Origin of the sequence: Rhodococcus sp. 06-470-2 (assembly GCF_002258235.1) — a bacterium.
GTDB lineage: Bacteria > Actinomycetota > Actinomycetes > Mycobacteriales > Mycobacteriaceae > Rhodococcoides.
On the sequence record NZ_NOYB01000016.1, the window covers coordinates 163328 to 182674 of the forward strand.

The window sequence follows — 19347 nt, forward strand, 5'->3', positions numbered from 1 at the left end:
TATGCAGTGGTGCGGTTACGTGCCAACCAGGGCACTCAACCGCACCACTGCCGCAGGCACTCAGTGAGAGAAGGCCCTCGCGTTCGAGTGCCCGCCTGATTTCAGTCCGTCGATCACTTCGTCGATGGCGCTGCACAGCATTCTGCCCAGATCCGCGCTGAAACCCTCTCGGACAACGACTCTGAGAACTGCGACGTCGGTGGCGTCGTCGGGCATCGTGTATGCCGGCACCTGCCATCCACGGGCGCGTAGTTCGTGGGAGACGTCGAAGACCGTGAAGTCGCAGTGATCCTTCAACATGAACGACAGCACCGGGATCGCAGATCCGTCGGTGACAACCTCGACGTCGGGATGTTCGTCGAGATGCCTGCTCACACGAACGGCCGTGTCGCGCAGTGCTTTCATGATGTCGGTGTATCCGGATCTGCCGAGTCGCAGGAAGTTGTAGTACTGCCCGATCACCTGATTTCCCGGCCTGGAGAAATTCAGGGTGAAGGTGGGCATGTCTCCGCCGAGATAGTTGACCCGGAACACGAGGTCCTCGGGAAGATCTTCCTTGGTGCGCCAGACTGCGAATCCGATTCCCGGATAGGTCAATCCGTACTTGTGGCCGCTGGCATTGATCGACTTGACCCGCGGCAGCCGGAAGTCCCATTCGAGATCCGGGTCGAGAAACGGAACGACGAAGCCGCCGCTGGCCGCATCGACATGGACCGGGACGTCCGGGCCTCCGCTCGACGCGATCCTGTCCAGTTCCGCGCAGATCTCCTGCACCGGTTCGAGTTCTCCGGTGAACGTGGTGCCGAGAATCGCGACGACGCCGATGGTGTTCTCGTCCACTGCATCCCGAACCTGCTCGGGGGTGATGACGTAGCGTCCACGTTCGACGGGCAGGTACTTGGGCTCGACGTCGAAGTAGCGGCAGAACTTCTCCCACACCACCTGAACGTTGCTGCCCAACACCAGATTCGGCGCGGCCGTTCCGGTGCCCTTGGCTCGCCAGCGCCACTTGAGTGCCAACCCGGCCAGCATCACGGCCTCACTGGACCCGATGGTCGACACGCCGGTGGCCGACGACGGGTTGTTTCGGTCGAGCCCGGGCGCGTGGAACAGATCGGCGACGATGTTGACGCAGCGCTCCTCGATGGCCGCGGTGGACGGGTATTCGTCCTTGTCGATCATGTTCTTGTCGAACGTCTCCGCCATGAGCTTCTCGGCCTGCGGATCCATCCACGTGGTGACGAACGTCGCCAGATTCAGGCGCGAGCTGCCGTCGAGCATCAGTTCGTCGTGGATGTAGCGGTATGCGGCTTCCGGATCGAGTTGGTCCTCGGGAAGTCGCAGTGCGGGTACGGGATTGGTGGCGAGGCGGCCGGTGTAGGCGGCAGAGACGACGCCGTCGGTGTGCAGTTTCCTGGTCATCGTCTTCTCCCGAGTTCTCGACTGGTTTTCAATCTAGTCCGCGACGCGGGCCACGGGGCCCAGTTCCGTTTCCGGCCGTCGCGCGAAATGCTGCGCGATCACGGTGCACACCATCAGCTGGATCTGGTGGAAGATCAACAGCGGCAGCACGATCAGTCCGACGGGTTGGCCGACGAACAACACCGCCGCCATCGGTAGACCGCTGGCCAGACTCTTCTTGGATCCGCAGAACAGCAGCACCAATCGATCCTCGAACGTGAAGCCCAACAACTTGCCTCCGTACCAGGTGATCGTGAGCACCAGGGCGAGCAACGCGGCGCACACGGCGACGACGACTCCGATGCGCCACACCGCTACCGACGACCACACGTTCTGGTTCATCGATTCGCTGAAGGCGGCGAAGACCACCAGCAGGATCGAACCGCGGTCGACGAGTTTCGTCGGCGCGCTGTGTCGGGTGAGCCATCCGGTCACCCAGGGCCGGATCAGCTGACCGACGGCGAACGGAAGCAGCAGTTGAAGAGCGATATCGAGTACCGAGCCGGGGTCGATGGTCACGGAACCCGTGGTGGTCATCAGGGCGATCACCAGCAGTGGGGTGACGAACACGCCGATGATGTTGGAGAACGATGCACTCACGACAGCTCCGGCGACGTTGCCGCGTGCGATGGAGGTGAAGGCGATCGAGGATTGGACGGTCGAGGGGACCAGACACAGAAACAGGATTCCGGTGTAGAGGTCGTCACTGATCACCCCGGGGACGAGAATCCGCAGCGCAAGCCCGAGCGCGGGGAACAGCAGGTACGTGCACGCCAGGATCACCGAGTGCAGCCGCCAGTGCTTGACGCCGTCCCAGGCGTCGCGCGGCGAGAGCCGAGCGCCGTAGATCAGGAACAGCAGCGCAATGGCGATGCGCGTGATCCAGCCCAGGACGTCCTCCGCTGTGCCGGTGGCCGGGAAGAGACTTGCCAGCGCGGCGACCGCGAAGATGCCCAACAGGAAGGGATCCAGCACGGTATCCCGCAACAACTTCACTCGGCTAACTTAATCCATCGTGGTGCTGCGGGTCCGATCGGTGAGGGTGTTGAGGGTTCCCGCGATGATCGCCGCGTCGGCAGACCCGATGGTGAGCCGGTCCCCGTTCGCGAACGTGACGAAGGCCGCGGGCCCGGCTTCGGTGGCGACGGCGTAGTTGCCGCGTCCCTTGGCCCGTAGACCCCAACCACCGAACTCCTTCGACGGGTCCACCGTTCGAACGGACGAGCCGGTGATCTCGTCGATGTCGTAGTCGAACGCGGCCATTCCCAGACTCGATACGTACAGGCCGTCGCTGTCGACGTGCACGGTGAAGCGCAGCAGGGACAGGATGAGAATCGTCAGCGGTGCGAACAGGAAGATCGGCCACAGCGAGCTGGACAGGTAGCACGTCAGAGCAGCGCCTGCCAGAGATACCGCCGCGACGGTCGTGCCGGCGACTCGACTGGCACCGACATGGACGACCAGGGGCAATTCGGGATTGCACCGCGGCAGATCGGAGTGCGGCGGCGAGGTGGCGAGAACGCGCTCGCGGTGGTCGCGCAGCCGCGATGCGCCGAACAGTCCGGCCGCGAAGCCGGCGACGGTTCCCACCGCCATGGCCCAACCGGGGATGGTGACGCTCTGCGCGGTCGCCATGTCCAGTTCACGGACGAGGGTCGCGATCTGCAGAACACCGATGGTCCCGACGACGGTCAGCCCGATGATCAGCATCGTGCGACGCATGATCAGCAGCACCCGAGCCAATGATGCGACGGCACTGCACCCGCCGCCCACCAGCACGATCACGACCGCGAGGGTCCAGGCGTTGGAGAGCGGGTCGGCGAAGTCGTCGGGTTCGGTGCCGCTGAAGTGCGTGGCGACCTGCTCCGGCAGACGGTCCTGCCACAGGTACGCGAGGACGAGACCGAGAGCAGCGACGACCAGAGGTCCGAGAACACCGAAGACGACCCCGGCGGGATCGAACGTGCGGGCAGCCCTCGATTTCATCTGCTCGGCTCAGCTCGGCTGGCAGGCGTCCTTGAGGCTGCACGAGATGCACGAGCTTCCGCATCCGTCCGCCTCGGCGGGTGGCGGAACGGCCGCTGCTGCGCGGGCCCCGATGGTCCCGCCGGCCGCGGCGATGAACAGCGCGGAGACGAGGGCAACGACGACGCCGACGACAGCGGCGATGCCGCTCAGTGCGAGAGCGGCCACGGCGCCGATGGCCAGTACCAGGGCCGATGCGGCGGTGGTGGGGCCGGCGACGCGGTTGGCGAGGGTGAACGTTTCGTCGTCACGCATGGCCTCGGCGGTGCGGACACCCGCGAAACGGTTGCGTGGCAGCCGGCCCAGCAGTGACGCGACAGCGACAGCGCCGACGACGAGGGCGAGCACGAACAACACAACCGAGACGATGACCACCTGGCCAGGATACGGCGCAGCGAGGTCCTGGTACCAGGCGGGCCGCGTCACACTTTAGGCTGGTAGGTGTGACCGATTCCGTTGAAGCACCCACCGAGTCCGCCCCCGAGTACCGCTACACGGCCGAACTCGCCGGGCACATCGAGGAGCAGTGGCAGGACCTGTGGGAGACGCAGGGCACTTTCGACGCGCCCAATCCGGTCGGAAGCCTCGCCGGAGACGTCCCGAAGGACAAACTCTTCGTCCAGGACATGTTCCCGTACCCCTCGGGCAGTGGGCTGCATGTCGGTCACCCCCTCGGCTACATCGCCACCGACGTCTTCGCGCGCTATCACCGCATGCAGGGCCGCAACGTGCTGCACGCGCTGGGTTACGACGCATTCGGTCTGCCGGCCGAGCAGTACGCCGTGCAGACGGGCACGCACCCGCGCAGCACCACCGAGGACAACATCACCAACATGCGACGCCAACTGCGTCGGCTGGGTCTCGGGCACGATCGCCGACGGTCCCTGGCGACGACGGACGTCGACTTCTACCACTGGACGCAGTGGATCTTCCTGCAGATCTTCAATGCCTGGTTCGACGTCGATCAGAACAAGGCGCGTCCGATCTCCGAGCTGGAGGCGGCCTTCGCCTCGGGCGAGCGGACCCTCGACGACGGCCGCTCCTGGGAGTCGCTGACCGTCGGTGAACGCCGCGAGGTGATCGACGGCTTCCGTCTGGTGTACGAATCCAACTCGATGGTCAACTGGTGCCCCGGTCTGGGTACGGTGCTCGCCAACGAGGAGGTCACCGCCGACGGACGCAGCGATCGTGGAAACTTCCCGGTGTTCCGAAAGAACCTGCGGCAGTGGATGATGCGGATCACCGCGTACTCGGACCGCTTGGTCGACGATCTCGAGTACCTGGATTGGCCCGAGAAGGTCAAGACCATGCAGCGCAACTGGATCGGGCGCTCCCGCGGTGCGCAGGTCTCCTTCTCGAACATCGAGGTGTTCACCACTCGTCCGGACACGCTGTTCGGTGCCACCTACGTGGTGCTCGCCCCCGAGCACGAGCTGGTCGACGGCATGGTGGCCGAACAGTGGCCGGCGGACGTCTCCGACAAGTGGACCGGCGGAGCCGCAACCCCCGCGGAAGCCGTTGCCGCATACCGCGCGTCGATCGCGGCCAAGTCCGATCTGGAGCGGCAGGAGAACAAGGAGAAGACCGGCGTCTTCATCGGTGCCTACGTGAAGAACCCGGTCAACGGTGAGCAGGTGCCGGTGTTCATCGCCGACTACGTGCTGACCGGCTACGGCACCGGCGCGATCATGGCCGTCCCCGGACACGACGCACGCGACTGGGAGTTCGCCACCGCGTTCGATCTGCCTGTGCGCGAAGTCATCTCGGGCGGAGACGTCACCGAGGCCGCATACGTCGGCGACGGTGAGCTGGTGAACTCCGACTTCCTCGACGGCTTGCCGGTGGACGAGGCCAAGGCCGCCGTCATCGCGCGACTGGAAGCCGACGGCACCGGCCGCGGCACCATTCAGTACAAGCTGCGCGACTGGCTGTTCGCTCGCCAGCGTTACTGGGGCGAGCCCTTCCCGATCGTCTGGGACGCAGAGGGCAACCCGCACGGGCTGCCGGATTCTGCTCTGCCGGTGCAACTTCCGGAGGTCGAGAACTACGCACCGGTGTCGTTCGATCCCGACGACGCGGGCTCCGAGCCGTCCCCGCCCCTGGCCAAGGCCAGCGAATGGGTCAACGTCGAACTGGATCTGGGCGACGGGCTGCAGACCTACACCCGTGACACCAACGTGATGCCGCAGTGGGCCGGTAGCTCCTGGTACCAGCTGCGCTACATCGACCCTACCAACTCCGAAGCCTTCGCCGACCCGGAGAACGAGAAGTACTGGGTCGGACCGCGTCCGGAGATCCACGGACCCCACGATCCCGGCGGAGTCGATCTCTACGTCGGTGGCGTCGAGCATGCGGTGCTGCACCTGCTGTACTCGCGCTTCTGGCACAAGGTGCTGTTCGATCTGGGCCACGTCAGCTCGAGCGAGCCGTACCGTCGCCTCTACAACCAGGGCTACATCCAGGCCTACGCTTTCACCGACGCTCGCGGCGTCTACGTGCCCGCGGCCGAGGTGATCGAGCGCGACGGTGGCTACTTCCACCACGACCAGCCCGTCAACCGTGAGTACGGAAAGATGGGTAAGTCGCTGAAGAACTCGGTCTCCCCCGACGAGATCTTCGCCGAGTACGGTGCCGACACCCTGCGCTTCTACGAGATGTCGATGGGACCGCTGGACACCTCGCGGCCGTGGGCGACCAAGGATGTCGTCGGCGCGCAGCGCTTCCTCCAGCGGGTGTGGCGACTGGTGCTCGACGAGGTGACCGGCGAGGTCCGCGTCACCGACGCCAAGCCCACCGAGGACACGCTGCGCGTACTCAACCGCGTTATCGACGGTGTGCACGCGGATTACGCTGCGCTGCGCGACAATACGGCCGGCGCCAAGCTGATCGAGCTGACCAACCACATCACCAAGGCGTACCCCGACGGTGCCCCGCGTGGGGTGGTGGAGCCGCTGATCCTGATGCTCGCTCCGTTGGCACCGCACCTGTCCGAGGAACTGTGGAGCAAGCTCGGTCACGAGAAGTCGTTGGCGCACGGGCCTTTCCCGCGCGTGGAGAAGAAGTGGCTCGTCGCCGATACCGTCGACTACCCCATCCAGGTCAACGGCAAGGTCCGCAGCCGCATCACCGTCCCCGCCGATGCGACGAAGGACGACGTCGAGAAGACTGCGCTCGCCGACGAGAAAATTGTGGCCCTGCTCGACGGCAAGGCCCCGACCAAGATCATCGTGATCCCGGGTCGAATGGTGAACATCGTCCTGAAGTAACCCAGCCTCCGCCGAACTCGAAGTTATGGACGAAAATCGCGGTGATTCCGTCCATGACTTCGAGTTCGCGGGGGTTTAATTGTTCCATGTCACTGGCTGGTAGAGGCTTTGCAATGAGGCTGATGGCCTCGGTCGTTCTACTCCTCGGTTCCGCGTCGCTTGTCAGTGTCCCTGTGGCACAAGCAGATCCGGGGCCGGGCTCAGCGATTCCCGCCGACGATCCGTTCTACGAGTGGGACGGCGGGCTGGACGTCTCCCCGGGAACGGTGCTTCGGTCCAGGCCCATGACGTTCCGTACCCCCAGCCAGCCGACGCCGATCACGGGTAGCCAGGTTCTGTACCGAACCACCGACCAGCAAGGTGACGGCGTCGTCACGGTCGCAACTGTGCTGCGGCCCTTGGTTCCCGGGCCGACGCGGATCGTCTCGTACCACATGGCCTACGACGCGCTCGGCTCTCAGTGCAATCCCTCGTACACGCTCAGCGGCGGGTCGACGAGTCCCATTGCCGGCGCGGAACAGGCGGTCATTGCCGGCTACCTCGCAGCCGGCTACACCGTCGTCGTACCGGATTACGAGGGTGAGGAGCTCGAGTGGACGATCGGGCGGCAGTCGGGCTACGCAGCGCTGGACGGCGTTCGTGCGGCCCAGTCCTTTCTGGGGCTTCCGTCGAGCACGCCCGTCGGCATGGTCGGGTACTCCGGTGGATCCGTGCCGACGCAGTGGGGTGCCGAGATCGCTCCCGAGTACGCCCCCGAGCTGAACCTCGTCGGTGCGGCGGCCGGCGGGCTGCCGGTCGACCTGGCTCACAACCTGCCGTACGTCAGCGGAAACAAGCAGTGGGCGGGTGTCATCCCGGCACTGGTGGTCGCCTACGAACGTGCATACGGCCTCGACCTGAACAGTTTCATCTCCGACTACGGCCTCGAGGTCATCGATCAGGTCGATCAGGAGTGCATCGCGCAGTTCGCCGACGACTATCCGACGCTCACCGACGCGTCGATGGTCAAGGCCCCGTACACCTCACTGCTGGACGTACCCGAGGTCGTGGCAGCGATCGACGACAACATCATGGGCAGTCAGGGCACTCCGCGAACGCCGATGTTCCTCGCTGTCGGGCACGCCGATCCGATCGGCGACACGATCATGATCACCGGCGACGTGCAGGGGCTGGCGTACGCATACTGCGGGCGGGGCGTCGATGTGCAGTACGCACAGTACGACGGCCTGACGCACAGCGATGCGTTCCCGGTGTTCGAGGCGCAGAGCCTGCAGTTCCTGACCGAGCGGTTCGGCGGTGGGCCGACGCGCAGCAACTGTGCGCCCGTCCCGCCCGGCAACGCCCTGACACCGACCACCTGATTCGGGAAGGCGCTACCGGCGCGCTACCTCAGATCGCGCCCAGATCGGCCGACAGCCAGTGCTCCGGCTGCAGGTAGAACACCACGTTCTCTTCGTGCTCGCTGTCGGCCATTTCGAGATAGCCGTCGACCTTCTCCGGCGGTAGGTAGCGCGCAGCCATGGCGCGTAGTAGCTCCGGCGTACTCGGCTCTTCCCGCGCAACCGGTCCCTCGACTGACACGTATTTGATGGTCGGATTCGTCTGCTCGATCATGAGTGTGAAACGCTGTGCAGCCCTGATCGATTCGGCTTTCCTGGGCGTCTTTCCGGTGAGAACCCAGGCCTGGCCACCAGGTGTGTAGTCGTACCAGATGGGGACGGTCAACGGACCGCGATCCGGGCCCGCGGAGACGGACAGCGCGGCGACGTGAGACTCGGCCAGAAATTCTTCGCGTTCTGCCTTCGACAGTGCCATGACACAACCGTAGGACTTTCGCAGACAGAGTTCCAGACCTGGACGCACCCTCGGGTCAACAGTGCTTACTCGACGGACTTCTGCTTTCCGCCTGTGACAAAACCGTCCGATCGGAACGGCCTCAGGTGAACGACAGGTTCTGCCTCTCGGCCTTTCTGATCGTGAACAATGCGATACTCGGCGCTCAATTGCCGAAGACTGGCGATGGAGAGCTGTTGAACCTGTTCGGCGGTCTCCGGGTCGGGCTGCTGTTGGGGGCGAAGCTCGACATCGAGGGTCAGTGTCTGACGCTGTTCGCTGTCGGCCTCGCAGCGTGCGATGAAACGCCCGGTCAACCGCGTCGCCAGAGAGATGTGTTCGACGGCAGGCCGGAAGTAGTCGGGGTAGATGTTGACGGCACTGTAGATCGCGGCGACGTCCGTACGTCCGAATACCAAGAGGTAGTGGGCATTCGGGTCGATACTTTGCGCCAGAGCGGGATGGCCGGCGTCGGCCAGTCGCTCGCGGACGGCGCTGCCGACGAGGGTTTCACCCCTGTCGTTCACCCGGTAGCGCACGAGCGGTAGTACGCCGCCGACGGTGAAGAGCAGGTAGCCCTCGGAGTCGACTTCGATGTAGGTGAATTCGGGCTGGTATTGCACGAAGGCGGGTTGCTGCACGACATCTCCTTCGGCGTACTCGGTGCCGAATATCGCGCGATTCAAGGCCGAATCCTCAGCTGCCGCCGACCGTATGGCGATCGTGGCGGCCGTTTCGTATCCGACAAATCCGACGTCGGTTGCCCCGTACACCACTCGTACACGGTCTCCGCCTTTGTCGCCCAGCATGTCGTGGACGAGGGAGCGCCACGCTTCACTGACGGGTTCGCCGCCGACGATTATGACGACGTCGTGTCGACGAAGCAGGTCGCCGTGGGTGTCGAGGAGATCCCGCGCGATCGGCGGGTACGCGAAGATCACTACCTGCCGGTACCCGTCTGCGGCCTCGGATACCACGTTCGCGATGACGTCAGGGTCCATGCCCGGAGTCGCTATCGACAGTCGGTGGCCACGTTTACGGAGTTCGAGCAGCATGGCGTACATGAATGCACCCCCGATGTACGGTCCGAGGGGAAACGTTACGAGTGCCAGGGTCGCTCGGTGTTCCGTGTCGGCACTTTCCCGCAGTACGTCGCCGAACATGGCTGCTCCGTGTTCGGTGCTGCGCTGCCCGCGTGACCAGAAGGTCGGGGTGCCCGACGATCCGGCGCTACTGGCGATGGTTTCGACATCTTCGGGCTGTCCGGATTGCAGATCGACGAGGGTGTTCAGGCGGCGATAGTTGTCTTTCGATGTGGTCGGTAGCTGCGTCAGGTCGGTCATCGTTGCGATCGAGTCGACCTCGATCCCGTTCTCGTGGAGCAGACGGCGATACGCAGGTACCGAGAGAGCGATGGATTGGACAAGTCGAAGCGCTGCATGTGCGGGGTCGTGCAGATCTGCTGAGTTCAAGGCGTGACCTTTCGATCATGTCCACCGCCGGCCGGGCGGTGAACGGGAATCACATGGGGGACTGTGTGATCCGATCGCGCGGCGTGCTTGTTCGACTTCTCGCGAAACTCGGAACTGGCGACGAACATCATTGACCTGCGGATCCGCCGTGCCAATCCCTGGAATGGCGGGCATCGTCCGCCTCCTGAGCCGCGGCCGCATAGGAGTCCTGCAACCGCGTGAGGTCGAAGCGCTCGCCGATGGTGTCTCCGTGAGCATCGATGTCGGCGCAGAGCTTTCTTCCAGGTGCGCTCCAACTGGAACCGGCTTTCAGTCGATAGAACGCAGATCGGGAAATGCTGAACAAGGTGCGGCCGAGCTGATCGTCGTCTTCGCTGCCGGCGGCGCGTCGAATCGAACGGTAGGCCTCATCCGTGGCGCGTTCCAGGTCGCCCCGCCGTGCCTCCAGGCGTTGCAGAGCGCGAACGAGGCGCTCTTGGTACGCGGTGAGTTCGTCGGGCACCCGCGAATCGGGCGGATGGATCGAGCCGTCGTGAGGCGACAGAATTTCGTGAAATGTTCCCGTTCCTGTTCCCCTGGGAATGATGTCGAGACGGTTGCCGAAATCTCTTGCACGCTCGGCAAATTGACGTGAGTCCAACAAGGGCAGCGTCGTCAGGTATCGGCGCAGCTGGTCATCGGCGACCGCAGAGAACATGTCAGGGGTGAGCTCGAGTAGTGCCGGGTGGTGCGCCCACACGGTCATGGCAATCGAGATGGGATACGGAAGCCCGGTGCGGATGAGGGTCTGGCAGCTCGCGCGCACTGCTGGTCTGGCCAGCAGATCTGATCCCAGGATGATCAAGGTTTGTTCGACCACGGCACCGACGAAGAGATCGTCGGGCGTCTGTGCAACCCGAGCGATCAATCTCGGTAGTTCGCCTTCGGCCCCCCTGTTGGCGAGCCCCTTGGCGGCGGCGAACTCGAAGAACGTCTGATGGAGAAATCGGGCACGGTTGTCGGTTGTGACCAGTACGCCGCGCCGGGTCAGTGCCCGTACATGTCTGCGCAGGACCACGTCGTCGTACGCATGGTCAACCGATGCGGCGACCTGCGCCGCGCGACGAACAACGACGTCGACGGGTGGTTCGGGTGTGCCCAAGGCGAGCATGGCGATCGCCAGAAACCCGGCACTGGCGGAGAGGTCATCAGAGTCGTCAGCCGGTAGCTCCGGTCCGGAGCGGTGATCGCTGACGATGCGGCGTGACCAGAACAGGTTGTAGAGGCCGGTGACGTCGAGTTCCAGCTGAGGGAAGTGTGGTGCCGACAACGAGAACAGCAGTCTGAGCAGTAAGGGGCTGGTACATACGTCGTCGACGAGAGCACCGCGAGCCAGGGCGGTCTGGATCGCCGACACCGGATTCGAAGGCTTTACCGAGTCGTCGGCGATGAATTCGACGGTCAATGCTTCGATTGCCGTCGGAAGTTCGGAGTTCGAGGAAAACGGCCCCAGTGTGATCCTGTGCCCCAGGTTCGCGGGAAGGATTTGACCTTCGAGCGGCCTGGTCGTCAGAACAACGGGGACTGCCATCCGGGCGACCACTGTGACCAGGTCGAGGATGTCGTGGCGAGCAGAGCGGCTGTGCAGCATGAGGTCCGCGGTGTCGAGCAGCAGTATCGCGCCCGGTCGACCGGTGATGGCGGAGATGATCTCGGCGGTCGAGGTTGTACGAATGCCGTCGTCTCCAGGATGTAACCAGGTGGCAGAGACCAGCAGCGGATCAAACCCCTGCTCCTGTAGTGCTCGGTGGAGCGACCACAGCAGTGTCGATTTTCCGTGCCCGGCTTCACCGACGACAATCTGTGGCTCGGATCCCTGGACCGTGCGTCGTAGCAGCGCTGCCTCGATATCGCGACTCACATACCAAGTGCCGTCGTCTCCGGATCCGACCTCGATGTCGTCGAGCAGGTGCTCCGACAGCCGTGCCAATCGATCCCATTGCATGAGACCCTTTTCGGTCACACTCACCTCGCCACGCCGCAGGCATGGACGCGGTGGTGCGGCACCCCTAAGGAGTCCTTGATGCGATGCCGGGCATGAGGAGTCGGAGAACGCCGTCGACAACCTCGATCGCCGTCTCGGTCGGCCGCGTCAGACAACGAAACAAGACGTTGTTGGTCAACATGATTGCTGCGTCGATGGTCGGTGCTTCGTCGCTGAACACGCCCGCTTCGCGCCCCCGTTCGAGGATCGGCACGACAGCAGATGGAAGGTAGAGGTTTTCCAAGACTGTGGTGACCGTGTTGGGCTGCTGGAACTGCTCGAAGCTCAAGGCAAGCAGCATCCCGGAGCTCATGGCTCGGTGGTCGATCACAAATTCACCTAGCTCGATCATCGTGCGGCGCAAAGCAATAGCGGGTTCGATGCCGAGGCGTTCATCGGCTCGACGCAATCGCAGGACGCGATCGAACTTGGGTTTCAGCGCGGCGACGATGATGTCGACTTTGCTCGGGAAAAGCCGTCGGAGGTCGTCGAGTCGGAGGCGTGCGGCTGCCGCGATATCAGCCAGCGTGACGCGGAAATATCCGTTGTCGACGAACAGAGCTTCCGTTGCGTCGATCACTTCGGCCTCGAGATCCGGCCGTAGAGCGTCGGAGTCAACGGAAGGATATGCCGGTTCTGGGTCGGGTACTTGTCGATCGGAATGCAGTGGATCGATCGCCCATCGCAGTATCGACGTCGTCGTTGCGGTGATGTCGTCCCCGGAGAAGGAACCCGGACTCAGCATCTCTCGTAATGCGAGTCCGTCCAGCAGAGCTCCCAAAACAATAGACAGGGAGGTCAGCGACATAGGTTGGCGGACGGACCCGCCCTGAGCCTGGATTGCCTGGCCCACTTTGGTCCGCAGGTCGGCATCCAATCGCTCGAATTCGGGGGTGACGGCTTTACGGGCCCCGTCGTGGTCGGCAGCGAGCAAGGTCGCGATCAAGCGTCGACGCATCAGGCCGGAAGTCAGGTCGTCGAACAAGGCGGACATGGGGGCGGCCGCATCGAGCAGCCCGGCCGGCGGGTCGGTGGCTGCAGTTCCGCTGTAGTTCACAGTGAGGTTGTCGAGCAGATCTGCCACGAACGCTTCCTTGCCGCCCGTACCTCCGCCACGGGAGTTGCCGGGGTAGGTGTTGTGGAACGTTTGATGCGACAGCCCGGCACCGTCGACGACCGCTGAGATGGATAGCGACCGGGCTAGGTCGGTCATGTCCGCTTCGTTGAGGAGTCGGTATCCGGCAGACAGAAATTGTTCGCGCGGGACAGGCCTAGGGTTCAACGTCAACCGCCTTCACTGGACTGCACAGCACCTGAATGGATCACGAACTATAGCAATTCAGCAATCGAGCTCGCATGGTGTAGTGCGAACTATATATAGGTGTAGACCGGGCAACTTAATAGACAATGGTCTCGAAATAGTTTGTGTTGCAAGGGGTTCAAGCGCCGTGATCCGATACACATCGGCCTCAAGGCCGGTATCTCGAGGAGGATCAGATGGTATTGATCGATCATCGACCCAATGCCCAGACGCGCGTCGCGGTGCCCAGGACAGTACGCAACCCCCTCGGTCCGAGGCCGCCCGTCACCCGCTCCACTCATGCGACGGTGCAGGTTCAGATCCCACGACCAGCGCAGACATACGCTTCACCCGGACTGACCGAGCGTGAGGTCGCAGTCCTGAAGGTGTGGTTGAACTGCGACTCCAAAGTCGAAGTCGGAGCTCGCCTCCACATCGCGCTGGGAACCGTCAATACCCACCTGACACGAATTCGAGACAAATACTCCCGCGTGGGTAGAGCTGCGCCGACGAAGGCCGCACTCGTCGCCAGAGCCCTGCAGGACGGCATAGTGAAACTCGACGACCTCTGAGTGGTGGGGGTCAGCGGGTGGTTGTGGGCGAACTCGAGACGTGGGCGAGGCCTACGACAGTTACCGCACCGTCAAGAGATGTTGACGGTTCTGTGTATGTCTGTAGTGACGCCAGCGTCAGGTTGCTCGAAACACTGCGTCTTTTCACTGCAATTCTGGGCCTCTTTTAGGATTGGAGAGTGAGCGACGATCTCTTCATTTCATACGCGTGGACGACGTCTGACCATCGTGAATGGGTGCGCTTTTTAGCTGCCAACCTCAAGGCGCTTGGATACGACGTACTTGTGGATGCCGACGTCGACTACGGGGACTCGTTGAACGGGTTCATGAGGCGGGCCTCTGAGTCCCGTCACGTTCTTCTTGTGGTCGACGAAAACTACGTGGACCGGTCTGACAACATGCCCGAGTCTGGAGTCGGGATCGAAAGCCGGGCGCTCGCCGAGGTGTACGACTCCAGACCGGGTTCATGGATGTCAGTACTCTTCCGAAACAATCCAGCTTGCAAACTTCCGAGCTGGTTGGTCGATCGCAACCCCAAGGGTGTCTCATTCAACGCACACCCCGCCACAGACAAGTTCCCCGGAAGCGAACAAGTGGATGAGCTTTGGCGGTGGATGGAAAATCTCCCGGCCAATCGCGACCATGCGGTCTCGGCGCGAACCTTGCGGGATAGGGCTCATCGCTTGGAAGAACTTGACCGGAAGCGCGATCCGAACGCTTGGGCCAATCCAGCAGCCCAAGGAGAGGTTGAATTTCCCTATAGCCAGGCGCCGAACGGAAACTATCGCCTGGGACACGCCGAGTACGCGTTTACAATGCATGTGTCGGGTGCTGGAGGAAATTCGATCTACGCATACAACGATTACATCCACTCCGTAGGGCTCAACCGATCTGGCGTCTCGAGTCACCATGAACTAGCTGCTCAGCTCACTCCCGGCCGCACCGTCACAGCAAGTAAGGGTGAGCAGCTCATACTGCAGAACAACGAGGGCGTGCTGTGCCTTGTGGACGTGCTTGAGGTGCAAGCCGAGAGGACAGCTCCTAGGTACTCGCCCGCGTTGCTGCGGTTTCGGTTCAAGATTCTTCTCGACTCCTAGATGCGCTGACACAACGCAGAGTTAGCAAGATGCGTGCTAGCAACACCTTCTCTGCATCGGTGTCAGCAGTGGGCCCAGCCACCCGGTCTGTAGCAATTCTTCGTGAAGTCGCGGACTGCCGGTCTAGCGACAGTTCAACTAAACAGGCCGACAATACCGATGCGTGCCCTCTAGGGCGTCTCGGGTCGCTGTGACGTAGCGACGAGAGGGCGTTAGCAGTTGCGACTCGATCTTGCCGAATTGCAGCCGCACCGCTGTGTCGGTGGCTGGCCGTAGACTTTGCGGCACACCGTGACCACGTCGAATGGGGAGATATGGCGATCATCGCAACGACCGATCTTGCGGCTTTCGCCGTGAAAGCGGTGAACCTGCCGCACGACGAAGCACAAGCGGGACGGGACAGAGTCAACGTTCTCCGTACCCGCATGGAGAAGCATATTGCAGACAACCCAGGCTTCTCCTTGGTGAAGATGTTGCACGCAGGAAGCGTTGCGAAGGGAACAGCACTTGCCACCGTGAACGACCTGGACGTTGCCGTCTACGTTCGCGCTAATGACGCCCCCGAAACAGGGCTGGTGTCCTGGATGGCGCAGCGGCTCCGCGACGCTTACGGGAAAACGATCAAACCTGATCAGATCGAAGAGGGCGTGCACTGTCCAACGATCACCTTCGCGTCCGGTCTCTCGGTCGACGTAGTTCCGGTCCTGTATGAGGGCGATGACAATGACGTTGGGTACCTTATCGCAAAAGACACCGGCGACCGGCTGAAGACCAGCGTCACGCAGCATCTGGCCTTCGTTCGGGCCAGGAAGAACGCAAGCCCTAATCACTTCGCTCAGATGGTGCGATTTGTGAAGTGGTGGGTGCGCACACAGAAGAAGCTTGATTCTAATTTCAAGTTCAAGTCGTTCATGGCCGAGTTGATCGTCGCGAAACTCGCCGATGAGGGTGTAGACATGGCTGACTATCCCGAAGCTCTCGCCAGAGTGTTCTCATTCATCGTCGACTCGGGCCTGCAAGAACGGATCGCGTTCACCGACTACTACCCTGCATCGGATCTGCCTGGTACCACGGGAGCAGTCGTCGAGATCTTCGACCCGGTCAACCCCGACAATAACGTCTCATTCCGGTACACCGACCCCGACCGGCTTCGTATCGTGAACGCGGCCGAACGAGCTCTCGACGCCATCACCGAGGCGGACTTCGCCACCACCAAAGGTGAAGCCGTCGCGTGCTGGCAGGTTGTTCTCGGCACCAGGTTTAAGGGGTAACTAATGTCGTCCAGCTTCACGAACACAAGCACGTTCACCATCGCCAACGCACGACATGTCAGCGCAAAAGTCAAAACCGACCTCAAACTGATGCAGCGCGCCTACGGGCATCCTAATGACGCCGATATCGACAACTACGGTGAGGAAGTCGCCCAGATGCTGGCAAAAGGCTATCTAGGGACCGTGATGTACGGCTACAAGCGTGGCACGGACTGGATCGTCGCTCTCCGCTATACCGCGAACGCCAACGGAACCCTGGCCGCTGACGACCGGGCGGGCCAGATTCCCCGTGGTGTTGACGTCTCCGGCGCATCGTTCTACTCGTATCTGACGTACTCGGCCAAAAAGGATGCACTGAGCGCAACGGAATGGGACGTGTTCGCTGGAACGCTTCCGTTTCGCCGCAAAGGCGCTGCAGAACCTGGCACATCCGGTGGGTCGTGGACCTTCGGAAACACCTATTCGTCGAACGGTTCCGGAGTGAGCAGAGCGGAATTCAAAACATGGTGAATACCGATGTGTTCGACGAGGAACTCGAGCTCCCTAACGCGCGGGCCCAACGTCGCTATGAGTCCCTGGTTGGACTCGACGACGTCAAATATGCACTGATACAAAATGCTGCCGTGCTGCTCGATCCCGACTCGTTGCGCACGTGGTCGCAGAAGCAGCACGGTGCGGTGCTGCCGGTCGTAGCCGCGTTCTCCCAACGCACACCACTGTTCATTTTTGCGGGCGATGTGGGCACGGGTAAGTCCACGCTGGCAGAGTCCTTCGCGCAGCCCATTTCCAAGCAGCGCAACATCGAAATCAGTGTTCTGCGTTTGAGTCTCCGCGCCCGCGGGACAGGCGCGGTCGGAGAGATGACCAGGCTGCTGGGCGAGGCGTTCGACGAAGTCGTCTCTCGAGGCCGGAAAATGCCTCCCGGGCATGCGCTGATTTTGGTGATAGACGAAGCCGACGCGATCGCGCAATCCCGCGAGCTGGGCCAGATGCACCATGAGGACAGAGCGGGCGTCAACGCTCTGATCCGTGGAATTGACACGGTGGCAGCCGAGGGACTCCCCATCTTGGTCGTGATGTGTACGAACAGGTTGAGCTCCCTGGATCCCGCGGTCCGGCGACGCGCTGCGAGCGAGTTCCAGTTCGAACGCCCCAACGACGTTCAACGCGTCGCGTTGTTCAAGGGTGCCCTTGAGGGGGCGGGAATTGCCGACCACGATATCGAGCGAATAGCGCAGTTGGCTGGTGATGATGGTCGCGGGTACGGGCACACGTACTCCGACATCGTCAACCGTGTCCTCCCTGCCGCAGTCCTCGCCTCCTACCCCGATAGCGCGTTGGACGCATCCGCAGTGACTGCCGCGCTTCAAGGGCACCCGCCGACACCGCAGTTCACCGATAAATGACCGGCGCTACACCTCCCCCGAGCCCCTCGGGCGCACGGCTGACCGGCGACGACTTGCAGCACCTCATCGCGTGGTATTGGTGTTTAAAGGCCTGTTCACCAGGTTCAGGAATCACATCGGTAGGCATCGAAGTCGACCACGTCGGCAACCTTGACGACGTGGCCATCGCCTACACCGACGGCCGCCGACGATACATCCAAGTGAAAGCAGCTGTGTCCTCCGCGGGGCTTGTGAACGCCGCTTGGCTAGCAACTCCCGCGTCTAGCTCACTCATCAAACGTCTTTACTCCTCTTGGGACACTCTCGGGCGCCCCGACGACGGAATTGCGCTGGTCACGAGCCGACCCATCGACCCGCACGACGTTCTCCTCCGCGAACGCGACCGACACAATCGCCTCGGAACGCGGCTGCGCCGCTCGTCGAGTAAAGACGCACGACACGCACTCGCCTTGGTCGCCGCAAGTGTCGGCTGCACCGTGGAGGAGATACTCGACTTCCTAGACGTCCTTGAGATTCAGCTTGGCCAAACCGAGAGAGACTGGCGCGACAAAGTCGACGACGCCGCCGTCGGTGCAGGAGTCAGCACCGCCCCTGCGTCTCTCGCTGTCGCACTCACCGAGATGCGCGAATGGGTGAAGACCACGCGCGGAGTCCGCGCCGCAGACGACCTACGCACCATGATCGACCGATTAGGGCTGCGCGCGGGGCGGCCACGCACCCTCGTGGTCGTGCACGCCATCGATCATGTCCCTGTGGAGGGCGACGACGGCATCACCGTGGACTGGGTCGATCGTTTCCGGGGCGACTCGCCAGAAACGCGCCGCGGACTCACGGACCCGACGGAATGGCACACCCGCCTCCCCGCAGACCTGACTATTGTTCGCGAAGAACTTCGGCGGCGCGGGGTAGCCGATGTTGCCGTTCGGGGTGCCATGCGACTGCCTGCTTGGTTCGCGGTCGGCGCGGCCCTCCGCGACGTCGCGGGCTTCGACATTGCGGCATACGACCGAGGCAACCTGTGGGCTGCAACCTCACAACCAATGCCCACACCTCAGGTACAGGTGCTCTTCGACACCTCCTTGAATTCGAACGACGCGGCAGGCGTCGCGGTCGTGGTGGAGATGTCGAGCATCGGCCGGGACGAAGTCGCGGCCGCGTTCGCCACGAGGGACGACCTCAGCAGACTCGTCTCCCTCACTATCGAGGGCGGGCCCAACCGGCGCCTCTTCACCACTGGCACCGATACCCTTGCAGCCGCGGTCGCCGTTCGTGACTGGATAAGACGCAACCTCGTCGGCACACCTCTGCACCTCGTGCTCGTGGCAAACGGCCCGTTTGCGTTATTCCTCGGTCACGTATGGGACCGCGTGCCCCCGACCACAATCTACGAGGACCTTGCCCCCGGATACGAAGCAGCCTTCACCTTCACGAACTGATTGCCGGCCATCACCGTGAGGCTGACCAGCATGTACGCCGCTTGGTCCATAAACACCACCTACAGATCGAGCGCCGTGTGCCAGTCCCTCCCGCAGTAGTTGGTAGAGTTAAATGCAATTTACGTAGCCGATGCCCCGCGCGAGTTCGTCGAACCGGCAAACAAGCAGACTTGGGCCAAACCGAT

16 protein-coding genes are annotated in these 19347 nt (G+C 62.7%); 8 read left to right on the forward strand and 8 right to left on the reverse strand.

Annotated features, from left to right (window positions below; all coding sequences use genetic code 11):
• Nucleotides 1–60 precede the first annotated feature (60 nt).
• The 4 genes from CH276_RS09775 to CH276_RS09790 are packed head-to-tail and all read right to left on the reverse strand — an operon-like array spanning nucleotide 61 to nucleotide 3861.
• The gene (locus CH276_RS09775; RefSeq protein ID WP_094629026.1) at nucleotides 61–1422 is read right to left on the reverse strand and encodes a glutamate decarboxylase; all 1362 of its coding nucleotides are present in this window, start codon (nucleotides 1420–1422) and stop codon (nucleotides 61–63) included.
• Nucleotides 1423–1455: 33 nt separating this feature from the next.
• Nucleotides 1456–2457, reverse strand: a complete 1002-nt coding sequence (locus CH276_RS09780) for a bile acid:sodium symporter family protein (protein ID WP_094629027.1) — start codon at nucleotides 2455–2457, stop codon at nucleotides 1456–1458.
• A 9-nt stretch (nucleotides 2458–2466) separates the two neighbouring features.
• Entirely contained in the window at nucleotides 2467–3447 is a 981-nt protein-coding gene (locus CH276_RS09785) for a DUF1648 domain-containing protein (protein WP_094629028.1), read from the reverse strand.
• 9 nt (nucleotides 3448–3456) lie between these two features.
• Entirely contained in the window at nucleotides 3457–3861 is a 405-nt protein-coding gene (locus tag CH276_RS09790; protein ID WP_094629210.1) for an SdpI family protein, read from the reverse strand.
• 68 nt (nucleotides 3862–3929) lie between these two features.
• Here CH276_RS09790 and leuS point away from each other — a divergent pair, with 68 nt between their 5' ends.
• Both leuS and CH276_RS09800 read left to right on the forward strand, forming a co-directional pair.
• Complete coding sequence (leuS, locus tag CH276_RS09795; protein WP_094629029.1) at nucleotides 3930–6752, forward strand: leucine--tRNA ligase; 2823 nt, start codon at nucleotides 3930–3932, stop codon at nucleotides 6750–6752.
• Between the two features lie 122 nt (nucleotides 6753–6874).
• On the forward strand, nucleotides 6875–8113 hold the full coding sequence (locus CH276_RS09800) for a lipase family protein (RefSeq protein WP_176459184.1): 1239 nt from the start codon (nucleotides 6875–6877) through the stop codon (nucleotides 8111–8113).
• A gap of 28 nt (nucleotides 8114–8141) precedes the next feature.
• Here CH276_RS09800 and CH276_RS09805 read toward each other — a convergent pair whose 3' ends face one another.
• The 4 genes from CH276_RS09805 to CH276_RS09820 form a co-directional block, all read right to left on the reverse strand.
• Complete coding sequence (locus CH276_RS09805; RefSeq protein ID WP_094629031.1) at nucleotides 8142–8567, reverse strand: pyridoxamine 5'-phosphate oxidase family protein; 426 nt, start codon at nucleotides 8565–8567, stop codon at nucleotides 8142–8144.
• A gap of 65 nt (nucleotides 8568–8632) precedes the next feature.
• Nucleotides 8633–10057 (reverse strand): phenylacetate--CoA ligase family protein, encoded by a 1425-nt coding sequence (locus CH276_RS09810; RefSeq protein WP_094629032.1) that lies wholly within the window; start codon nucleotides 10055–10057, stop codon nucleotides 8633–8635.
• Nucleotides 10058–10184: 127 nt separating this feature from the next.
• The gene (locus CH276_RS09815) at nucleotides 10185–12059 is read right to left on the reverse strand and encodes an ATP-binding protein (RefSeq protein ID WP_141214686.1); all 1875 of its coding nucleotides are present in this window, start codon (nucleotides 12057–12059) and stop codon (nucleotides 10185–10187) included.
• A gap of 46 nt (nucleotides 12060–12105) precedes the next feature.
• The gene (locus tag CH276_RS09820; RefSeq protein ID WP_094629034.1) at nucleotides 12106–13293 is read right to left on the reverse strand and encodes a TetR family transcriptional regulator; all 1188 of its coding nucleotides are present in this window, start codon (nucleotides 13291–13293) and stop codon (nucleotides 12106–12108) included.
• 284 nt (nucleotides 13294–13577) lie between these two features.
• On the opposite strand from CH276_RS09820, the gene CH276_RS29285 reads away from it, so the two are divergent.
• The 6 genes from CH276_RS29285 (at nucleotide 13578) to CH276_RS09850 (ending at nucleotide 19162) form a co-directional block, all read left to right on the forward strand.
• On the forward strand, nucleotides 13578–13952 hold the full coding sequence (locus CH276_RS29285) for a helix-turn-helix transcriptional regulator (protein ID WP_094629035.1): 375 nt from the start codon (nucleotides 13578–13580) through the stop codon (nucleotides 13950–13952).
• Nucleotides 13953–14131: 179 nt separating this feature from the next.
• A complete protein-coding gene (locus tag CH276_RS09830; RefSeq protein ID WP_094629036.1) occupies nucleotides 14132–15049 on the forward strand; it encodes a toll/interleukin-1 receptor domain-containing protein in 918 nt (305 codons plus the stop codon).
• Between the two features lie 314 nt (nucleotides 15050–15363).
• Complete coding sequence (locus CH276_RS09835; RefSeq protein WP_094629037.1) at nucleotides 15364–16320, forward strand: CBASS oligonucleotide cyclase; 957 nt, start codon at nucleotides 15364–15366, stop codon at nucleotides 16318–16320.
• A gap of 3 nt (nucleotides 16321–16323) precedes the next feature.
• Nucleotides 16324–16830: an HORMA-1 domain-containing protein gene (locus CH276_RS09840; protein WP_094629038.1), complete on the forward strand. Its 507-nt coding sequence runs from the start codon at nucleotides 16324–16326 to the stop codon at nucleotides 16828–16830.
• Nucleotides 16831–16838: 8 nt separating this feature from the next.
• Complete coding sequence (locus tag CH276_RS09845) at nucleotides 16839–17726, forward strand: AAA family ATPase (RefSeq protein ID WP_176459185.1); 888 nt, start codon at nucleotides 16839–16841, stop codon at nucleotides 17724–17726.
• Nucleotides 17723–19162: an SAVED domain-containing protein gene (locus CH276_RS09850; protein WP_141214687.1), complete on the forward strand. Its 1440-nt coding sequence runs from the start codon at nucleotides 17723–17725 to the stop codon at nucleotides 19160–19162. The genes CH276_RS09845 and CH276_RS09850 overlap by 4 nt, the downstream gene beginning before the upstream one ends.
• Nucleotides 19163–19347: the final 185 nt, after the last annotated feature.

What these genes read in the sequence shown, in the direction of transcription:
- CH276_RS09805 (WP_094629031.1), bottom strand. Translation starts at nt 8,567, where the DNA reads ATGGCACTGTCGAAGGCAGAACGCGAAGAATTTCTGGCCGAGTCTCAC.
- CH276_RS09820 (WP_094629034.1), bottom strand. Translation starts at nt 13,293, where the DNA reads ATGACCGACCTAGCCCGGTCGCTATCCATCTCAGCGGTCGTCGACGGT.
- CH276_RS09800 (WP_176459184.1), top strand. Translation starts at nt 6,875, where the DNA reads ATGGCCTCGGTCGTTCTACTCCTCGGTTCCGCGTCGCTTGTCAGTGTC.
- CH276_RS09835 (WP_094629037.1), top strand. Translation starts at nt 15,364, where the DNA reads ATGGCGATCATCGCAACGACCGATCTTGCGGCTTTCGCCGTGAAAGCG.
- CH276_RS09850 (WP_141214687.1), top strand. Translation starts at nt 17,723, where the DNA reads ATGACCGGCGCTACACCTCCCCCGAGCCCCTCGGGCGCACGGCTGACC.
- CH276_RS09840 (WP_094629038.1), top strand. Translation starts at nt 16,324, where the DNA reads ATGTCGTCCAGCTTCACGAACACAAGCACGTTCACCATCGCCAACGCA.
- CH276_RS29285 (WP_094629035.1), top strand. Translation starts at nt 13,578, where the DNA reads ATGGTATTGATCGATCATCGACCCAATGCCCAGACGCGCGTCGCGGTG.
- CH276_RS09775 (WP_094629026.1), bottom strand. Translation starts at nt 1,422, where the DNA reads ATGACCAGGAAACTGCACACCGACGGCGTCGTCTCTGCCGCCTACACC.
- CH276_RS09785 (WP_094629028.1), bottom strand. Translation starts at nt 3,447, where the DNA reads ATGAAATCGAGGGCTGCCCGCACGTTCGATCCCGCCGGGGTCGTCTTC.